Here is a 19,052-nt window from a genome sequence, read left to right as displayed (position 1 = left end):
GAGTTAGCGATGTCAGACACCGTGAAACTATCATTGCGGCAATTTACGATACTCATTCTGCTCTATTCGGTCGGCACGACCATACTCGTTATTCCGGCGCCTCTTGCCGCCGATGCCCGTCAGGATGCTTGGCTCGCCGCTATAGCAGGCTGGCTGCTAGGTTTAGTCGTGGTCGCCCTCTATGTTTCTTTGGCAAGACTTTTTCCCGGCATGACATTTACCGCTTTTCTTGAGCTAACTTTCGGGAAATGGCTTGGGAAGCTGCTGGCTCTGCCTTTTATCTTTTTTTCCTTCATTGGCTCCTCCATCGTTTTATATTATTTGGGGAACTTTATGACGACAGAGATTATGCCGGAGACGCCTATCGAGGCATTCGCCCTCTTATTTGCAGCATTGCTGGTGATGGGATTGCGGCTGGGTCTTGAGGTGCTGGCCCGCACTGCGGAAATTTTATTTCCATGGTTTATTTTATTGTTTACGGTCTTGGCGCTCTTTCTTACTCCGGAAATCGATTCTCAAAAAGTGCTGCCGATCCTTGAGTTCGGCATGAAACCGATCATTTGGCCGGCTTTGAACTTCGCCTGCACAGCTTCTCTGCCGCTATATGTCTTTTTAATGGTGTATCCGGTCTCATTCCAGCATAAGAAGAAGGCCGGAAACGCTTTTTTTACCGGTGTGCTAATTGGAGGAATCTTTGTCGTTATTGTTACTTTCTTGAGCATCACCATCTTGGGAGTCGAGCTTAGCGCGGAAAACCTGTACCCAAGCTACGCGTTGGCAAAAAAAATTAATATCGGAAACTTTATTCAGCGGGTCGAAATCTTAATGGCCGGCATGTGGTTTCTCACGATTTTTTTCAAAGCTGCTTTTTATGCCTACGGTTTTATAACGGGTATCGCGCAGCTTTGCGGCTGTAAGGATTACCGGCCGCTCGTTCTGCCGTGCGGGATGATTATCGTCGCATCATCCTTCGTTGTGTATCCAAGCGTTGCCGCTATGAGCGAATTCGAATCAACCGTCTACATCCCGTTTGCGATAACGGTTGGCTTCTTGCTTCCGCTGCTCATTTACATGGCAGGCTTGGTTAAAAAACGGATCAACCATCAAGAACTTCAAGGAGCTGGAACCGATGATTAACAGCACCAAAATTTCATTACGCCAGTTCACTATTCTGACCATGTTCTATACAATCGGCACGACCATTCTGGTCATCCCTTCTTCCCTGGCGGCTGACGCGAAGCAAAATGCATGGCTCGCCGCTGCCGTGGGCTGGCTGATAGGCTTGCTGATTGTTTACTTGTATATTTCGTTAGGCAAACTTTTTCCCGAACTCACGCTTTTCGGTTTCCTCGAGCGTACGCTTGGCAAATGGTTCGGCAAGCTGGTTTCCCTTGCCTTTATTTTTTTCTTTTTTACTGGCGCTGCTAGCGTCCTTTATTATATGGGAAATTTCATGACAACACAGGTCATGCCCGAAACGCCTCTCGGCGCCTTTGTGCTGCTCTTCGGCGGACTCGTCGTGATGGGCTTGCGTCTTGGGCTTGAGGTGCTTGCGCGCACCTCCGAGATTTTGTTCCCATGGTTTCTCATCCTGTTTACCGTATCCACCTTGTTCGTTTCGCCGGAGATTGACCTTGAAAAGATTAAACCTATTCTGGATGTCGGCATGAAACCAACCTTGAAGGCCGCTCTCTCCTTCCTTGGGACGGCATCCCTCCCGCTCGTGGCGTTCCTCATGTTTTTTCCGGCTAACCTGAATCATACGAAAGGCGCGGGAAAAGCGTTTTTCGTCGGAACTCTGCTTGGAGGAATTGCGATCATCATCGTCACTTTCATGAGCATTTCCGTCTTAGGCGCCGATTTTACAGCTAGAAACATGTACCCAAGCTATGCGCTGGCTAAAAAAATTAACATCGCCAACTTTATTCAACGGGTCGAAATTTTGATGGCCGGCATGTGGTTCATGTCGATCTTTTTCAAAACGACCTTCTACGCTTACGGCTTTATTACGGGGATTGCGCAGCTCTGCGGCTGCAAAGACTATCGTCCCCTTGTTCTGCCTTGCGGGATGATCTTTATCTCGTATTCCATGATTATCTATCCGAACGTTGTGTATATGATGGACTTTGATTCAACCGTGTATATTCCGTATGTAATCACCGTTTGTTTATTGCTGCCGCTGCTGCTTTATGCAACCGGACTGATGCGGAAGAGGATGGAACAGAAGCCGTCTGCCTCCGAATAACATTTTAATCCCTACAAAACCTATAGGAATTAAAAGAAAAAGGATTGACAGTACGACAATGACACCTTAATATGAGGGAGAGAAAGCCGATTGATCCTTAAGGAATAAAAGAAGCAACGTCCACTGGTCAACCAGAGACTTAACAGGTATGCATAAGCAGCCTTGTTAAGTCTCTTTTTTTTCTGCTAAGGGAATGAGGCGCTCTACACTACAAAGCTCACAGAGCGAAAGGGATGGTTAATCTATGAAGCAATTCGCAATACCTAAGCGCAGTCTAGCATTCATCCTTATTGTGCTGGCGTTTGCCGCATTTACTTACGCGGCTGTATCGGCTAAGGACAGCCCGCAAGACAACTCACCGGCAACAAAGCAGCCTTCTGCAGCCACGAGCGAAGCCGCTGTTCCGGTAAACGAACCGTCAGCAGCGAACCTGCAGCAAGCGCAGTCGGATTCCCCCGCTGTGAAGACCGTTTCAGAGAACAGCCAAACGCAAGTTGAATCTTCGGCTGCTCCTGCCGAAATTCAGCCTCAAGCCGCTGCCGGCAATGAAAGCAGCGCCTCCACGGCAGTACCAGCCGAGCAAAGCTCGGTCTCGAATACGGAAACAAAGAAAGCAGCCTCCGCCGCAGCGAAAGAAGCTCCTGCTGCCGAGATAAAGCCAACTGCGGCTCCTAAGGAGACAGCAGCAGCTAAACCAAAGGCAGAAACCAAACCAAACGCTTCCGCCCCAGCGGCTACTGCTCCGGCCTCTGCGCCGAAGGCGGAAGAGACGAAGAAGCCTGAAGCGCCTGCGCCTAGCGCGTCTGAAAGCAAATCGGAGGAGAAAAGCGCCGTAACCTTTACGAAGAAATCGAGCGTTCAGCCAAAGGCCAGCTCTTCCGATTCTGGACCCGCCGCCTCAAGCTCGTCTTCGGAAGCCGCATCCGGCTCGAGCTCTTCCTCGTCTAACTCCGGATCGGCGGCGCCAGCCCCTTCGTCCGGCTCGACGGAGCCGTCCGCCCCTGCCGCTCCGAGCACGTCTGAAGAAGAAATCTGCTAAGCAGATCATTGCCCGTACTCTTACATTTTATAACTGAAAGCGAGGTCAAGCTCTTGATCACGAACATGATTAAAAAGCCTAAACGTTTACTGCCGCTTTTACTAGCGGCAGTATTGACACTTTCCGCATTCGGAGCTGGCGCGAAACAAGCGAGCGCTGCCGCAGTAACGGCCTCGCCTGCAAGCCCTGTCAGCCACTACGATTACTTCAAGGATGCCTATCCGAGCCTGGCGAACGCGGATTCCCATGTTTTCAAAACCGTTACTTACGAGGATCTCGTTCGCCTTTTTGAAAGCCAAGGCACCTTTGCGATTTTAATCGGCGGCGCATGGAGCAATGAGACGCAAGCCGATATCGGCTACATTAACGAGGTCGCCAAGCAGTACGGCGTGACGACCATTTACAACTTCGATACGAAATTGGACGGCAAGGATGTCGAAATTGCCGATAGCGCCAATAAATATTCCCATTACTATGTGGATCTGGTCAACAAGTACCTCCCTAACCTTTCAACGATTTATGACAAGACGGACGGAGACCCTGCGCACCTTGTCAGTTATTCCGCTAACGGAACGCCAGTCGTTGCAAGCAAGCTGCAAGCCCCGTTCTTATTCGTCTATGACAAGGACCATAAAGCGGAGGACGGCGTGACGCCGGCTCCGGTCATCGCATCCTTGGAGAAGCATGGCGCTTCCGAAAGCTTGTCCTATGATGCGTCTTATTTCGCCAATTCTACGCTAATCGATAGCTACAAAACCAAAGTCCAAAACGTCTTAAGCCAAGTTCCAGCCACGGAATATGATACGCTGACCAACTGGGAATTCATCGGGGACGCCTTCAACCAGACGTTCTGGAGCGAAAACCCGACTTATAACCCAAATATCGCGGACGGCAACAAAAAGGTGACGATCTTTACGCAAGGCGTCGACAACTACGACGTGTTCGAGCATGTCACGTACGATCAGCTCATTCGCCTGCTGCAGACGAACGGCAATTACGTCATTCTGTTCGGCGGCTCTTGGTGCCCGAACACGCAAGCCGACATTCGGTTTATCGCGAACCAAGCGAAGTTAAAAGGAATCGATAAAATTTACTTCTTCGACACGAAGCTCACGGCCGGTATCGATGTGGCCAAAACAACGCATCCGCACGGCAACGAGGAGCTTCAAATCCGGACGAACAACCACGATTTAGCCTATCTGTACGGCGATCTGGTGTCCACCTATTTGACCAACATCAAAACCCAAAATAAATCCGCCGCGACGCCTGCCGTCATCTCCTATACGAAGGAAGGCGTCTCGTATACCGCTGACAGACTGCAAGTTCCTTATTTGTTCGCTTATAACAAAGAGAACAAGGACGCGGATGGCGCAGCGGCGCCAATTCTCGGACATATCGAATTGATGTATTCCTGGACCGGCGCTGCCTCGAACGTGGATCCCGCTTATGTATTCGGCGACGGCATCGCAGATGGCTTCAATAACGCGGCTCTTCTAAAAGGTCTGGATGCCCTCTATTCCCGATTGGAAGCCGTTCCGACCGGCCTTGCAGCCGTCAATGCTTCAACCAACAGATCGAATGACGGTCAAATTACGGGAATCAAAAACAAAGCGCTGGAGTATAAGAAGGCAAACGAGCCGGATACCGCTTACCGAAGCGCAGATTCTTCGCTTGACGCGATTACGGGTCTTCCTGCCGGCGCTTATAAGATCCGATACAAAGCAAAGCCAGGCTACCAAGGGCCCGTTACCGCATCCGGCAAGCCTAGAACGCCGGCTGAAGTATTGTATAATGCAGGCCAGTCCGTCGATATCGTCATTGCCGCAACGACAACGGTTCAGGATCCGCCGCCGGTATCCTCCGGTCCTTGGCCTACGACGCCTCCGAAAGTCGAGGATGCGGTGACGACGACGCCTGCTGCCGGCAATACCGATATTTTGAAAGCTAAGGCGTCTTCCGAAACGGACGAGACAACCGGCGAGACCCTTGCCACTCTCCCTAAGGAAACGTTAACGAGTCTCCTAAGTAAAGCAAAGGAATCCGAAAAGGCCGGCAAGTCCGCTGTTATTGAAATTGAAGTCGAGACGGCGGAGAAAACGCATTTGGCTCAGCTTACGATTCCTAAGTTATCCTTCGACGAGATCACGGCAGATACAGACGCTGAGTTAAGCATCTCCTATGCAGGTCTTGGAACCGTAACGTTAAACGCAGCCGCCCTCCAAGCCATCAGTACAGCTGACAGCACGGGAGACGTAAGCATCATCATCGCGAAGAGCGAGCTTACCCCTGAAGGCCAAGAAATTTTAGGAGACCGTCCGGTATATGACTTCACGGTATTTGTCGGCGATGAGCAGGTTTCTTCCTTCAACGGCGGCAGAGCTGATGTCAGCATTCCATATGAGCTGAAGGCTGGAGAAAAGGCTGAGGCCATTATCGTCTATTACGTCAATGACGAGGGCGGACTGGAAACGATTCGCGGACAATACGATGCGTCGAGCGAATCGGTCAACTTCGGAACGCCGCATTTCTCGCAATACATTATCGGCTATAACGCCGTCGCGTTCGATGATGTTCCGGACTCCGCCTGGTTCTCCAAAGCGGTAGGTTATCTGGCTGCGCGCGGCATCACGACAGGCACCGGCGGCTCGAGCTTCAGTCCGGAAGCTCCTCTTACAAGAGGACAGTTCATCGTCCTGCTGCTGAATGCCTATGGCATTGAGGAGGAAATAAGCGGCGCGGATAATTTCGCGGATGCCGGCAACACATACTACACCGGTTACTTAGCGGCCGCGAAGAAGCTTGGCATCGCAACGGGCATCGGCGATAACCGCTTCGCTCCGGAGCAGACGTTGTCCCGCCAGGAGCTGTTCACGCTGCTGTACCGTTCGCTGAAGGCGCTGGAGGAGCTGCCGTCGGAGCAAACGAACGCGGCCATTGATTCTTACAGCGATGCGGCTCATGTCTCGCCATTCGCGCAAGAAGCGGTACAGGCATTTGTCGAAAGCGGCGTGATCGCCGGCAGCAACGGGAAGCTGGATCCATTAGGCGTTACCACGAGAGCGCACGCGGCGCAGATTTTGTATAATGTCCTGTCCAAAAACTAGGAAGGGTTAGATCATCATGGGAGACATCTCCAACAACCTGATTACGGCAATCGAGACCAACTGGTACAGCTTTGTCACATCGCTTTTTGTCTTCTTCCTCCTGCTCACCTTGGCGAAGAAGCGCGTAGGCTTCGGCCTTCGCGTCATTACAAGTATGGCACTGGGTCTCGTGGCGGGCATTCTGTTTCAAAATCTAGAGTTTGAGACAAAAGGAATTACCGTCTTTGGCAGCATCTACGTCAACTTAATCCGAATGCTTGTCATTCCGCTCGTGTTCGTGCTTGTATTGAACAGTATTTCGTCACTGACGAATCTGGACTACTTGCGCAAGATCGGCGTCAAAACGTTCGCTTGGTTCCTCGGCACGACGGGCGTCGCGTCGGTCATCGGGTTGCTGGTCGCATTGGCCTTCAATCCGGGCAGCGGCATCCGGCAAGCCGTGCCGGAGGACTTCGCAGCCCGCGAAATCCCGACATTTACGGACGTCATACTCGAGCTTACGCCTTCGAATCCAATCAGCGATGCGGCCGAAGGCAAAGTCGTTCCGATCCTGATCTTCGCCATCTTCCTTGCGGTGGCGATCGTGAAGCTCGGACAAAAAAATGCCGACACCGTCAAGCCGGTTCGCGATTTAATCCAGTCCTTGACTCAGGTGATGCACCAGGTCGTCAAATTTGTCATTCGCCTGACGCCGTATGGCGTATTCGCCTTAATTGCGGGCATTACGGCAAGGTACGGCTGGGAGACGCTTCAGGAGCTGGGTAACGTCATCCTCTCCTCATACGTCGCGCTCATTTTGCATTTTGTGCTCGTGTTCGGCGGTCTCGTCTTATTGGTGGCTAAGGTGAACCCGATCCGGTTTTTCCGTAAAATCTACCCGATGATCGCGGTTGCCTTTACGACAAGAAGCAGCTATGCGACGCTGCCGATTAACCTTGAAGTGATCACGAAGAGGCTGCATGTATCTCCTCGGATCGCGAGCTTCATCGCACCGCTCGGCGCTTCCGTCAATTTCAACGGCTGCGGCGGCGTCTGGCCGGCGATCGTTGCGGTGTTTACCGCGCAAGTATTCAACATCGAGCTTCAGCTGTCCGACTATATTATCCTTGTTCTCGTCAGCATCATCTCGTCCATTGGGGTGGCAGGCGTGCCCGGTCCGGCTGTCATTTCGACAACTGTCGTGCTGACGGCGCTTGGCCTGCCGCTGGAAGGAATCGGAATCGTGGCCGGCGTGGAAGCCCTCATCGATATGGGCCGCACGACCGTCAATGCTACCGGCACGACCGTTACCTCCCTTCTCGTAGCGAACTCGGAAGGCGAATTCGATCGCGAAGCGTTTAACCGCGACGGCGAAGAGGAAGAGCTTTCGCTTAGTACTGTCTAATGAAAAAGAAGCTGATGCCGGTTTCCCTGCGTCAGCTTCTTTTTTAATGGCGTTCTCTTGCTTTAGTCGGTGAGCATTCGCAGCTCCCCCATTACAATGACGCGAGGTCTAGGGAAGCTGGACCCGTTTCTTAATGCGGCTCAATGACTCTGGGGTCATGCCCAAATAGCTTGCCAGCTGATGCTGCGGTACTCGGTCAAGAAGGTCCGGCCGGCTCTGCAGCATCGACTTGAAGCGCGCTTCCGGCGAGGAGGCGATAAATGCCGCGAATTCCTCCTGCATGTGGCCGAAGCTTTCCTCAATCATTTTGCGCGTCATAAGCTCCAATTGTCTATGTTTGCGGTACATTTCCTCTTCGGTATCCAAGTCGCCAGCAACGAGAACAGCGTCCTCCAGACAGGTGAAGGTATACCCGGACGGCTTGTCATGGCTGAACATCGAAATCGCTTGCTCTTCCGTATAGAAGTTCGACGTAATCTCTCTGCCCTCTTCGTCAACCGAATATTGTCTGACGCATCCCTTCAGCACGAAGTAGCATTTATCCGGAACGTCTCCCTGCCTTAGGAGCACCGTTCCTTTTTTATACGTCTCAACCGCGATCTCATCGAGGACCGCTTGCTGCTCTTCTGCGTTAAGGGTCGTATATCGGGTCAGGTATTTGAGCAAAATGCTTTTCATTTCAGTCCTCCTGTCCGCCCCGGACACATTTAGTTACGCCTCACGCGCTTATTTCGCCTGACTGCCTGCTTCAATCACATTTAGTTACGCCTCACGCGCTTATTTCGCCCGACTGCCTGCTTCAATCACATTTAGTTACGCCTCACGCGCTTATTTCGTCCGACTGCCTGCTTCAAACACTTTTAGTTACACCTCACGCGCTTATTTCGTCCGACTGCCTGCTTCAAACACTTTTAGTTACACCTCACGCGCTTATTTCGCCCGACTGGCGATCCGGACACTTAGGGGCTATTCGGATGAACGTGAAGCCCCCTCATTCGCCAATAAGCCAGCGTTCCGCTTCCTCCCTGCTGCCGAATGTTCTGAAGGCATTGCCTTTATTGGACTCCGCGAGCAGCTCCTTCGCTTTCCCCTTCACCGTATCCGAATTCTCTATGACCAACGCGGCTCTTCTTTGATAATTTACGAACTTCTGAAGAATTTCGCCCGCAACGCCCGACCTCAATTTGAAGAAATCGTCAGACAGCGCATCCGCATGAATGAGTACGAGATCGGTGTCATGCTCATACGTAATTGCAATAAGATCCAGCGCGTCTTGCCCTGTCCCGATCGGCGGCTCTGCAGATGAGCAGTATACCACCTTTTTGTTGTTTTTTTCGATAACTTGAACGTTCAATCCATTCGCCTCCTTCGCGTTTATGCCAAGCCCCTCGCGTATTTGCCTCAGCCACTGCAGTTCGTTCCTATAGTAGGAGCCCATATTTTCATGAATCATCGACCAGAGGTAAGCCTCCCGCTCCGTACGTTTCGGAGAAAAGGAATCTCTGCGCCTTTTTTCTTCATGAGCAGCCAATTGCAGCTGCATTTCCTCCTCATACTTCGATAATAGAGCGTCTAGCTCGGACGTGCTTAATATATCGGCCCATGCGAGCTGAACCAGAAACGTTTTTTTCAATTCAGGAGGCTCAGGGGCGGACTGCACCCATCGTTTCAGCTCGGAGCAGCCAGCGTCCGTTATCGTATAAATTTTTTTGGACGGCGAGCTCTCTTGATGCTGAACCTCGTTTGTTACATAACCGTCGTCGAGAAGCTCGACCAGCGCTTTATAAATTTGATTATTGTTACCCGACCAATGCATAAACGACGAATCCTGAATCATTTTTTTCAAATCATAGCCGGATAAGGATTTATAGCTTAGCAGCCCTAATATTGCAAAATTAATCGACAAAGCCGCTGCCGCCTCCTTTCGTATCATATGTTAATTGTAACATATGATAGTATAAACTCAATTACTTTGCAACAGCAGATAAAAAAAAGAGCAGCGGCTAATGACTCCGCGCTCTTTAAACGTATTGTCGCTATCACTCCTGCAGGGCTTCCTTTGCGGCCGGCTTTCCGGCTTCGATCAATTGCTTGTTGCCAACGAAGAATACGGCCAGAACGACGATAAGCAGACCGGTTCCGACCAGCAGCCATTCAATTTCCACCACATCCGCTAGCGGGCCGAAGATCAGCATGCCGATCGGCATCATCGATGTGGAGATCATGCCAAACACGCCGAATATACGTCCCAGATAGTTCGGGTCCACCTTCTCCTGCAGCATAACTGTCGTCGGCGTATTCGCCATCGGCATTGCAAGGCCGAATAAGGCCATCACGAACAAGTAAATCCAAAAGTTCGGAACGACGCCGAGCACTAAGGTGCATACGCCCATGACAAGATTGGCGAAGGTCATCGTGTGCACTTTGTTGCGGAAGCCGCCCCATGAGGCGATAATCGCTCCGCCAGCCATCATGCCGACCGAAAAGGCGATTTCAATCGCAGTCAATCGCCAATAATCGTCTCCGAAGCTGCGTGTCACCTGCAGCGGCGTTAAAAAAGCGGCCGGCGCCATCAAGACAAAGAAAAACGCGAAGAAGATAAAAAAGGCTTTCAAGAAGCTATGGTTTTTAATATAAGTCAGGCCTTGCTTAAAGTCGTCCAAATAGCTCGTCGATTGCCGATCCGACGCCTTTTGGTGCAAAGGAATTTTCAAGAAGAAGAATAGCGTAAAAATCGCGATCGCTGCTGTAACAACATCAACAAAGAAGATGACTTCGATGGTCGCCATGGTAAGCAAAGTCGCGCTTACAATCGGGGCAACGAACATCATGAGCGCCTGAAGCGTTCCGTTAATTCCGTTTATCTTCGTCAACTTGTCTTCCGGCACAATCTGAGGCAATATAGCCCCGACTGCCGGCGTCTGAATGCCTGCTCCGAGCGCGCGGACGGCGGCTATAACAAATAACAGCCAAGGCTCATCGTAGCCGAGCAAGAAGGTAATGGCCAGAAGCAGTGTAACAATCGCAATCATGGCATCGGCTATCATAATTAAATATTTTCGGTTGAACCGATCCGCCCATACCCCGGCAAACGGCGATAATAGAAAGGTAGGGATGAATCCGCAAACGATAAATAACGTCATCATCAGGCCTGATTGCGTCGTGAGCGTCACATACCACATGATCGCGTATTGGACTAACGCCGAACCAAATAGCGAAACGGTCTGACTGCTTAGAAAGAGAATAATGTCTCTTTTCCAATGCTTAAATTTCATATCCTCGTTTTGTGTCATCTTCTACACCTTTCTATAGTCATTCGATTAGTGGCGGTTACCTATTATCCCATTCTATCCGATATCGATACGATCATGCTTGAACGCCCTCGCCATCCTCTCTTTTCTAAAGTTTCATAAGCTTAATTTAGCATACCTGCGCAAGCAGCGTTTCTTAAGAATTGCTAAATTCGCCATTACCTAATTCGGCAAAAAAAGGACACTGCCCTGGGGCAATGTCCGCTCACTCCTTTGCCGGTTCATCACTCGCTTTCCTTACCCCTTCTCCGAGACGCGGCTCTGCGCCGCTTCACTTCCCAAGCCTCGCTCCATTCCTTAAACTGCAGGTAGTCCTCAGCTACCTGCTGCGAGTACGAAAGCGCTCTGTTCGCTACATATTCGCAGAACGCGTCCGTATCTTTGCCGATCGCCCGAACGATTTCGTCCTCGCTATGATAGTCCAGCAGCCCTCCGTCCACATCCGCATCCGCGCGGGCATGCAATTTGGCCGTAATTTGCCCCATACATTCCGCCGTTCTCACCCAATCCTTCAGCTCCCTCAACTTCTGCGGCTTAAGCTTTTTCTTGTACGGCGATCTTTCCCGCGCGTAGAAATGCCTTCCGTTCAGCGTCAGATAGCCAAGGTACGGGTCGGCCTCATGATGCATAGCCTGCTGGGTCGTAATAACCCGTTTGCCCTGATGGGCGAATTGCTCCCAGAATGCGTCATTATAAGGCATAAAGTACACCGGCACCGGAGCGCGCACTTCTTTAATTTCGATAATAATATCATCAAGCCCCTGATGCTCCGCTCCGCCTTCCATAAGCACGTAATACCGGTCCAGCCCGATCGATGCGGTGCCGGAGCCATGCTTGACCGCAACGTCCTTCATTTGATAATAGGAGATCGGATGCCCCAGCTTGGTGGATAATTGGCCCACATATTCTCTCCAGCCGTTCTCGATGAGCTCCCTCTCTTCATCCGTCGGCTTCTGAATCTCTTCCGACCAGCGGAAGGAGCGCCGCCCTTCCTCCAGCAGCGTTATTTTTTCGATGAAATGGCTCGATGCGAGCTGTTCCGTCTTTCTCAGCAGCTTACGGACGGGCCCTTTCGTAGATTGCTCGTCGAACACGAGAGCTCTAGGGTCTTCTTTGCGCTCGGCGTACCGCTTTATCTGCGCCACATAGGAAGACAGATAGGTGTTCACCGTAGACGATTGCTCTTCGATGGGAACGGCATTTTCGGACATGGCCAAAAAGAGACTGACCGACATGCGCAGCACATCGTATAAATACGATCCCATACATCCTTCGTCGAAATCGTTCACGTCGAATACGATCCGGCCCTTGCCGCTTCGGAACGCTCCGAAGTTCTCGAAATGCAGGTCGCCTTGAATCCATGTGGGCCGCTCCGGATCGGTATGATAAGGCAGCCACTCGTTGCCTAGATCGAAATAAAACAAATAAGCGCTCCCGCGGAAAAACAAATACGCGCTGCCTCTCATCTTTTGGTATTTCAGCATCCGCTTCTCGTCGCTAAGCCCCATGATCTCGCCGTCGAATTCCTCCAGCACCCGCGATAAGGTTAATCCTCTCAATTTGCGCTGCGTATGCTTCACCCGTTCCGTAATATCTTCTTCCAGCCTCATCAATTACACCTCCGGATTCATATAAAGCATAACGGACCACTCCTGCAATTCATTCAAACTTTCCCATATTATAGCATGTGTATCTATTAATTGCCTTGTACCGGCAAAAAAGAGGACGATGACAAGTCACAAAATCATGACCTGTCATTGTCCTCCCTAACTCACGACGCCGTATTTATTTCCGTCCGGATCATACAGCGAAAAACCCCGGATACCGCCGTCAAAGCTCTCGATGGGTCCAATCTCCGCTCCTTTGTCCTTCAGAGAACGATAAGCGCCGTCTACATCTTCGGTATGAATGTTGAAGTATTGCTCGACTTCATAATTATTTTTCGGAAAACGCCGATGCTCAATATCGAATGAACGCACAAGACAAAAAATAATTTTATAGTCGTTCATCATCATGACTGTGGCGTCGGGTTCGTCGCGATGGGTTACCTGAAAGCCCAGCATCTCCTCATACCACTTCGTCGAGCGCTCCAAATCGCTTACCGGCACAAAAATTCCAACACCGTAAAAGGGCGATTTACTCATACGTCTATTCCTCCGATTGTTTGAATAATGGCGACGTCACCGTCAACACATTGCCGTCCGGGTCCTGAAAATAGAACCAGGCGCGTCCTTGAATAAAACGAACGCGATCGATCTTCATGCCGATATTAGACAGATCGCGGTAAGTGCGGAACATCGATTGGAAATCCGCTCTTCTGAATGCTTGAACGAACGCTTCCAGCAACTCTGCGTCCGCTTTAGAGGCTGGCTTCCCTTCCTCACCGTCATCCTTCTCATCAAGCAAATGGAGATGCCTGTCTGCTGCTTTTTTCAGCCTTTTCCGCGCCCGGTGCAATGCGGCTTTCACCGCCGTTGCAGGCTGCCCCAGTGCGTCAGCGGTTTCTGTCGGCGTGAATCCGAATACGTCCGTCAGCACGATGAGCGCCGCCTGCCTCGGCTCAAGCGCGCCCATTAAGAGCTCGAGCGACTCGCGGATGTCATGTCTGCTCCAATCCGTGTAGGATACATGGCCATGTTCGGCCAGAATGTCCGGGACGAAAGCGATTTTTCGCCGCCGGCAATTATCATACCAGGCGTTCGAAGCGATACGGTACATATAGGGCTTGCTCAGCTCCCGCTCCGGCCATCTTCGGAACCTGCGGAACGCTTTGATCATCGTCTCCTGAAATAAATCGTCTCCGTCCCATTCCTTGCCGGCTAATCTTCTGCAATACATCCTTAGCTCCGCTTCATAGGGGAGTATCCTTTCCTGGAAAGCAGCGTAATCGGGCATACTCGTGTCTATCATCCCTCCGATTCTTGTCATTTCTTTACATTACTATAACGTAAAAAATGAATCCGGAGATACGGGGCCCTCACTTTAGCGGACAATTTTTTTTGCAGAGCTTGGAATCATCAAAAAAGACTGCAACAAGCTACGCATGTAACTTGTCACAGCCCTCTTCGCTTTTTCCTAGTTATGGTCCATCGCTTACGCTATTCGTACGCCTCCGTAGGCGCATCAGTGTCGTCATAGACAGCCGACTCTTTCACGGTGACGCCTTTGAACCGGTCACCCCGCTTGCTTGCTGCTCGGGAAGGTTAATTCGTAAGCTTCCCATTCACGAAATACGATTCGAGCCGAATGCCCGAAGCCGGAGCCTCGTTTCCGTATTCGGGAATATGTGGAATATTGACAGGAACTGCACGCAAAGACTTCGCACCTGTTTCAAACGAAAAAAACACATCGCAGGGCATAGAAGCCGCATAACGACGTGTCATCGGGTAATCTGCTATTCGTTTTTTAGGTTAGCGTAGAAAAAGAGTTGTTAGAACCATAGTAATCCGTCCATTCCTTTTCCTGCACTCATCATAGTGTATAAGGAAAATGGCAACAGGAGGATGAATATGGCACAAACAGTGAAGGTAAGCCCGCGGTTCAGAAGGCTATGCACCCAATTCGGGAGAATTTTGGGAGGCGAGTCGGAAATTGAGGAAGGTCCGGTTTGTTTTGTCACGCGCATGACGAATTTAAGGGAGACCATCTTGGGCAGAAGAACACGCTCGCCGTTAGTTCGAATGCAAATGTTTTCGTTCGAGTCTCTTGACAGATCGGGCCGCGCGCTTTGTTTAGGCGAGACAGCCGTTCATCAAAATCAGGTTAATCGATTGATATCTAATCTCCGCAGACACGGGATCAAAGTGACGGCGGTTCATAATCACTGGCTGAACGAAAACCCTCGCTTAATGTATATGCACTGGGAAGCGGTCATGAATCCTGTCGTGTTTGCCAAGAGAACAAAACAATCAATAGCGTTCTTGGGTTAAAAATCAGGAGAGGATGATTTCTTATGGCGCAAGTGAAAGCAAGTCCTCAATTTAGAAGACTGTGTAACCAGTTTTCTTCCATTTTAGGAGGAACAGAGCATGAAATTACCCCGGGTCCGGTTTGTTTTGTCTCGAGAAACAGAAAAATAAAAGCCTCTATTTTAGGAAGACGTACCACTTCTCCTTTGGTCCGCTATCAATTGTTCTCATTCGAATCGCTGGACAAATCCGGACGCGCCCTCTGTCTTGGAGAAACGGCGCTCTTCCAAGGCCAAGTCAACCAACTGCTCTCGAATCTCCGGAGAAACGGGATTAAAGTCACAGCCGTTCATAATCACTGGTTGTTTGAAAACCCTCGACTTATGTATGTTCACTGGGAGTCGATTGATGATCCACTTGCATTCGCAAGGAAAACAAAACGCTCCATCGCTTTCTTGGGCTAGGATTGCTCCTATAACAAAGAAGACCGCACTCCTTCATACATGCGGTCTATTTTTGTTGTTAGCAGGCGAAAGGATTTCCCAAACGATTCTCGTCCAGAGCCATTGCGCCCAGCGATGCACATTATGGTTGTAAGGACGGATGAATCTCGACGACGCTGCTGTCGTAGCTGCTGCCGTTCCATACCGAATAGGACAGCTTGTTGCCTGAAGGGCTCCACGAGGAACCTACAGCGTTCTCGACATCGGCCGCGATACGAGTCGCTTCATCAGATAGAAGATCATGGATGTACAAGCCTTTGACCGCGGCGCCACTGACTTCCGTTTGCATACTGTAGGCGATCATCCGCTGATCCGCCGACCAGGAAATTGCGCCGAGCTCCGCTCCTTCCGCGATCGTCTTCGCGTTCCCGCCGTCCAGATCGCATAGTACAAGCTTCACCCTGGAGCCCTCATACTGCTTCAGCAGTAACTGCTTGCCGTCTGGCGAAGGAATGACGCTGCCCACGGAACCGAGCCCCAGATCTCTGGTCTCCTTCGTATCCAGATCGAGCACCTTCAACGCTTCGTCCGCATTGGAGTTATAGAGGACGCTGCTGCCGAGCTTGGTTACGATAATCAGTGCGCCTTCGTTCAATTCGTCAAGCGCGGCGATGGCGCCACTCGCGGTTGCCATGTAAGCTCCTCCTGCATAAGACGCGCCGATGATGCTGCCATCATCCGCCCATTGCGCGCTCATGGCTCCTCCGATGGGTTCGCCGGCCAGGCCGAACGACTTCAACGTTGCCAGGTTCATGACATAATAAGCGGGATCGCCGAGCGTATACTCCTGGTAGATGAGATGCTTTTTGTCAGGAGACAGACTGGCGCCTCCTAGGAACACGTTCTCCTGTTCCTTCAGCGGCACGAGCTCTCCCGTCTTCAGATTGAACCGGTACAAGCTGCGCGGATAGGAATCTGCCAGCTCCTCCAGCTTCATCTTGGCCAATGCTTTGTTCTCCTTGGATACAATCACAGAGTCCTCATCCAGCCAGCCGAATATTTCCACCTTCTCATACTGCTTGATGTCCCCTAGCGTAATAGCCGGTTCGGCCGCCGGCTCCTTGCTTTCATTATCGATAACCGTGATGGTCCTCCCGGGCTCCCGAATGATTTCGCGGCTACCTCCGTTATCTCCGCTGCATGCGGTGATGGTTAGCAGCAATGCGGGGACGCATGCCATAATGGCTGCCTTTTTTCTGTTCATTGTAATCGCCTCCTGATGCTTACCATACCAGCCAAACGTTGCGATTGAACGAAGAGTTGTTTCCAAGTTGTAAACTAACTTATCGAGATTGACTCGGGAACGCCATTCGGAACGTCGTGCCGCTATCATCCGACTTCACGATGGAGATGCTGCCTCCCTGCGTCTCGGCATACCTCTTCGCCAGAGACAGCCCTAGTCCGGCGCCTCCATGCTCCCTCGATCTGTTTTTATCCACCGTGTAGAACGCTTCGAAAATTTTATCCGCGACTTCCCCCGGAATGCCAATTCCCGTGTCTGATATTTCGATAATGACCTCGTTATCCTTGACGAAGTTGCTTACGCGGATGCAGCCGTCCGTCTTGTTGTATTTGATGGCGTTGTCTAGCAGATTCGCAAGCACGATATTCATATAATCCTTATCGGCTTCCATGTAGGCTTCGCGCAAATCCGTCTCCAGCGCGAGGCCGAATTTGTCCATTTTCCCCTTTAAGCTGTTCAGAGCCGACTCAATCGTGCCCCGTACCTCGATTCTTTGCTTGTTATACTCAAAATCGTATTTCTCCATCGCGGACAATTGCAGCACCTTCTCCACCATTTCGTAGAGCCTCTGCGTCTCACCGGAAATATGGATTTTGGCCGTAGCCAGAAGCTCCTCGTCATCGGGATACATATCCAACAGATCGAGGTAGGCTTTAATGGAAGTCAGCGGCGTCTTGAACTCATGAGTGACATTGCCGATAAATTCCTTCTGCTGCCGATCCAGCTCCGATAGCTTGCGGACCGCGAGCGCAAGCTTCTCCCGCTCCTCGTCTTTGTCCCGCATCGTAGCCTTGAGCCGTTCGCTCATGGCGGCAATACCCGCGCCGAGCTCCCCAATCTCGTCCCTGCGCTTCATAACCGGAACATTGAACTGCCCCTCCCGGATACGCCCTACCGAATCGTTGAGCTTTATAATACTACGAGCGAAGGAGTTGAAAAACAAGTACGCCAAGAGGAAGCTGAGCGCGAATACGCCCGTACCGATGTAGATGAACAATCGCTTGATCTCCTGGTAGAAGGCTTGATGGTCGCGAAGGGAATAATAGAATTGGACGACGCCAATCTGCTTGCCGCCGGCGCTCAGCGGAGTCAAATAATACATGGATTCCCCCTCCACCAAATAAGCGGTCTTGTTCTCCAGCGCATACGCCAGCGTCTGCTTAATGCTGTCGGATGGAGGAAACTCGCCTCCCCTTCCTATGACGGCGCCGCTGCCATCATACAGAACGACTGGCTGCCCGCTAATCAGTTTCAGCTGCTCGCCGAACGCCTCGCCTTTGGTCTTCAGGAATGTCTCGGGAACTTTATTGGATTGCTCCATGATGGACTGAATGAAGTAGACGTTCGCCGTATCGGCCTGCTGGGCGAGGAGTCTCTCCGACTGAGCGCGCTGGTTCCGCTCGATTCCCTGCAAGACTAGCAGGCTGAGTACGAGTACCGCGAGCAATAAATGGCCGGCGAGGAACAGGCTGAATTTCAGCTTTATGCTAATTCTCACCATGGCCTCCGGACGCCCTGTAGCCGATGCCATGGACGGTTTGGATGACGTCGCCATAGCCGGGTCCCAGCTTCTTGCGCAGCCGCTGCACATGAATATCTACCGTGCGCGTACCTCCGTAATAATCCATTCCCCACACCAGATCCAGCAATTGATCTCTCTCGTACACAATTTCGGGATTGGCAGCCAGCAGCGCCATCAATTCGAACTCCTTAGGCGTCAGCTCCAGCTTACGTTCACCCGCCATAACCGTTCTTCTAGCGACGTGCACCCTCACTCCGCCTAGCTGAATCTCATTTGGCTCCTTCTTCATTCCGGCTGCCTTTATTCTTCTAAGCAAGGACTTGAGCCGCGCAAGAAGCTCCCGCATGTCGAAGGGCTTCGTCAAATAGTCGTCTGCTCCAAGCTCCAACCCGAGCACCTTATTCACGATGTCTTCCTTGGCCGTCAGCATGATGACGCCGATTCCGCCCTTGTCCTGCAGCTGCTTAAGCACGTCATAGCCGTCCATGCCGGGCAGCATCACATCGAGAATGACGGCGTCGGGCCGAGTCACGCTAAGGCGCTTCGCAGCGGTATCCCCGCGGTTAATGACCTCCACCTCGTAACCTTCGCGCTTCAAGGCATAGGCGATCGCGTCCGAGATCGCTTTTTCGTCCTCGATGATCATGATCTTTGCTTGCATGGCATTCACACCTGCCCCGTATCGTTATGATATGCTTCTATTATAATGGCTTTTGGTTGGAACAAAAATCCTATTAGGCGACGAGCTGCTGATCCGAAGCACAACGCAAAAAGTACATCGCCACAGGAACGA

General features: G+C 51.3%; 16 protein-coding genes. 7 read left to right on the top strand and 9 right to left on the bottom strand.

Going from position 1 to position 19,052, the window contains the following annotated elements; translation table 11 throughout:
* Positions 1–9: 9 nt before the first annotated feature.
* The 5 genes from D3P08_RS01750 to D3P08_RS01730 all read left to right on the top strand — a co-directional run bounded on the left by D3P08_RS01750 (position 10) and on the right by D3P08_RS01730 (position 7,772).
* The gene (locus D3P08_RS01750) at positions 10–1,137 is read left to right on the top strand and encodes a GerAB/ArcD/ProY family transporter (RefSeq protein WP_162848332.1); all 1,128 of its coding nucleotides are present in this window, start codon (positions 10–12) and stop codon (positions 1,135–1,137) included.
* Complete coding sequence (locus tag D3P08_RS01745) at positions 1,130–2,245, top strand: GerAB/ArcD/ProY family transporter (protein WP_119597692.1); 1,116 nt, start codon at positions 1,130–1,132, stop codon at positions 2,243–2,245. The genes D3P08_RS01750 and D3P08_RS01745 overlap by 8 nt, the downstream gene beginning before the upstream one ends.
* Positions 2,246–2,489: 244 nt before the next feature.
* Positions 2,490–3,284: a hypothetical protein gene (locus D3P08_RS01740; RefSeq protein ID WP_119597691.1), complete on the top strand. Its 795-nt coding sequence runs from the start codon at positions 2,490–2,492 to the stop codon at positions 3,282–3,284.
* 53 nt (positions 3,285–3,337) lie between these two features.
* Complete coding sequence (locus D3P08_RS01735) at positions 3,338–6,388, top strand: S-layer homology domain-containing protein (RefSeq protein WP_119597690.1); 3,051 nt, start codon at positions 3,338–3,340, stop codon at positions 6,386–6,388.
* A 16-nt stretch (positions 6,389–6,404) separates the two neighbouring features.
* Positions 6,405–7,772 carry a dicarboxylate/amino acid:cation symporter gene (locus tag D3P08_RS01730; protein WP_206098906.1) on the top strand — a complete coding sequence of 456 codons (1,368 nt, stop codon included), beginning with the start codon at positions 6,405–6,407 and terminating at the stop codon, positions 7,770–7,772.
* Between the two features lie 108 nt (positions 7,773–7,880).
* On the opposite strand, the gene D3P08_RS01725 is transcribed toward D3P08_RS01730, so the two are convergent.
* The 6 genes from D3P08_RS01725 to D3P08_RS01700 form a co-directional block, all read right to left on the bottom strand.
* A complete protein-coding gene (locus tag D3P08_RS01725) occupies positions 7,881–8,450 on the bottom strand; it encodes a Crp/Fnr family transcriptional regulator (RefSeq protein ID WP_119597689.1) in 570 nt (189 codons plus the stop codon).
* A gap of 313 nt (positions 8,451–8,763) precedes the next feature.
* On the bottom strand, positions 8,764–9,678 hold the full coding sequence (locus D3P08_RS01720; RefSeq protein ID WP_119597688.1) for a PadR family transcriptional regulator: 915 nt from the start codon (positions 9,676–9,678) through the stop codon (positions 8,764–8,766).
* Between the two features lie 133 nt (positions 9,679–9,811).
* Complete coding sequence (locus D3P08_RS01715; RefSeq protein WP_119597687.1) at positions 9,812–11,065, bottom strand: MFS transporter; 1,254 nt, start codon at positions 11,063–11,065, stop codon at positions 9,812–9,814.
* 242 nt (positions 11,066–11,307) lie between these two features.
* Entirely contained in the window at positions 11,308–12,693 is a 1,386-nt protein-coding gene (locus tag D3P08_RS01710) for a DUF2252 domain-containing protein (protein WP_119597686.1), read from the bottom strand.
* A 156-nt stretch (positions 12,694–12,849) separates the two neighbouring features.
* The gene (locus tag D3P08_RS01705; protein WP_119597685.1) at positions 12,850–13,227 is read right to left on the bottom strand and encodes a VOC family protein; all 378 of its coding nucleotides are present in this window, start codon (positions 13,225–13,227) and stop codon (positions 12,850–12,852) included.
* A 4-nt stretch (positions 13,228–13,231) separates the two neighbouring features.
* Positions 13,232–13,978 (bottom strand): sigma-70 family RNA polymerase sigma factor, encoded by a 747-nt coding sequence (locus tag D3P08_RS01700; RefSeq protein WP_276311111.1) that lies wholly within the window; start codon positions 13,976–13,978, stop codon positions 13,232–13,234.
* A 614-nt stretch (positions 13,979–14,592) separates the two neighbouring features.
* Here D3P08_RS01700 and D3P08_RS01690 point away from each other — a divergent pair.
* Both D3P08_RS01690 and D3P08_RS01685 read left to right on the top strand, forming a co-directional pair.
* Complete coding sequence (locus D3P08_RS01690) at positions 14,593–15,012, top strand: DUF1259 domain-containing protein (protein WP_119597682.1); 420 nt, start codon at positions 14,593–14,595, stop codon at positions 15,010–15,012.
* 23 nt (positions 15,013–15,035) lie between these two features.
* Positions 15,036–15,455, top strand: coding sequence for a DUF1259 domain-containing protein (locus D3P08_RS01685; protein WP_119597681.1), 420 nt, complete (start codon positions 15,036–15,038; stop codon positions 15,453–15,455).
* A 121-nt stretch (positions 15,456–15,576) separates the two neighbouring features.
* On the opposite strand, the gene D3P08_RS01680 is transcribed toward D3P08_RS01685, so the two are convergent.
* The 3 genes from D3P08_RS01680 to D3P08_RS01670 all read right to left on the bottom strand — a co-directional run bounded on the left by D3P08_RS01680 (position 15,577) and on the right by D3P08_RS01670 (position 18,920).
* On the bottom strand, positions 15,577–16,698 hold the full coding sequence (locus D3P08_RS01680; RefSeq protein WP_119597680.1) for a TolB family protein: 1,122 nt from the start codon (positions 16,696–16,698) through the stop codon (positions 15,577–15,579).
* Between the two features lie 79 nt (positions 16,699–16,777).
* Positions 16,778–18,235: a sensor histidine kinase gene (locus D3P08_RS01675; protein WP_162848330.1), complete on the bottom strand. Its 1,458-nt coding sequence runs from the start codon at positions 18,233–18,235 to the stop codon at positions 16,778–16,780.
* The gene (locus tag D3P08_RS01670) at positions 18,225–18,920 is read right to left on the bottom strand and encodes a response regulator transcription factor (RefSeq protein WP_119597993.1); all 696 of its coding nucleotides are present in this window, start codon (positions 18,918–18,920) and stop codon (positions 18,225–18,227) included. Before D3P08_RS01670 ends, D3P08_RS01675 begins: the two co-directional genes overlap by 11 nt.
* Positions 18,921–19,052: the final 132 nt, after the last annotated feature.

This window comes from Paenibacillus nanensis, from assembly GCF_003583765.1.
In the GTDB taxonomy this organism is placed as follows: Bacteria; Bacillota; Bacilli; order Paenibacillales; family Paenibacillaceae; genus Pristimantibacillus; species Pristimantibacillus nanensis.
The sequence above is the reverse complement of the archived record's forward strand: the minus strand, read 5'-3'. Positions and strand labels throughout refer to the sequence as shown.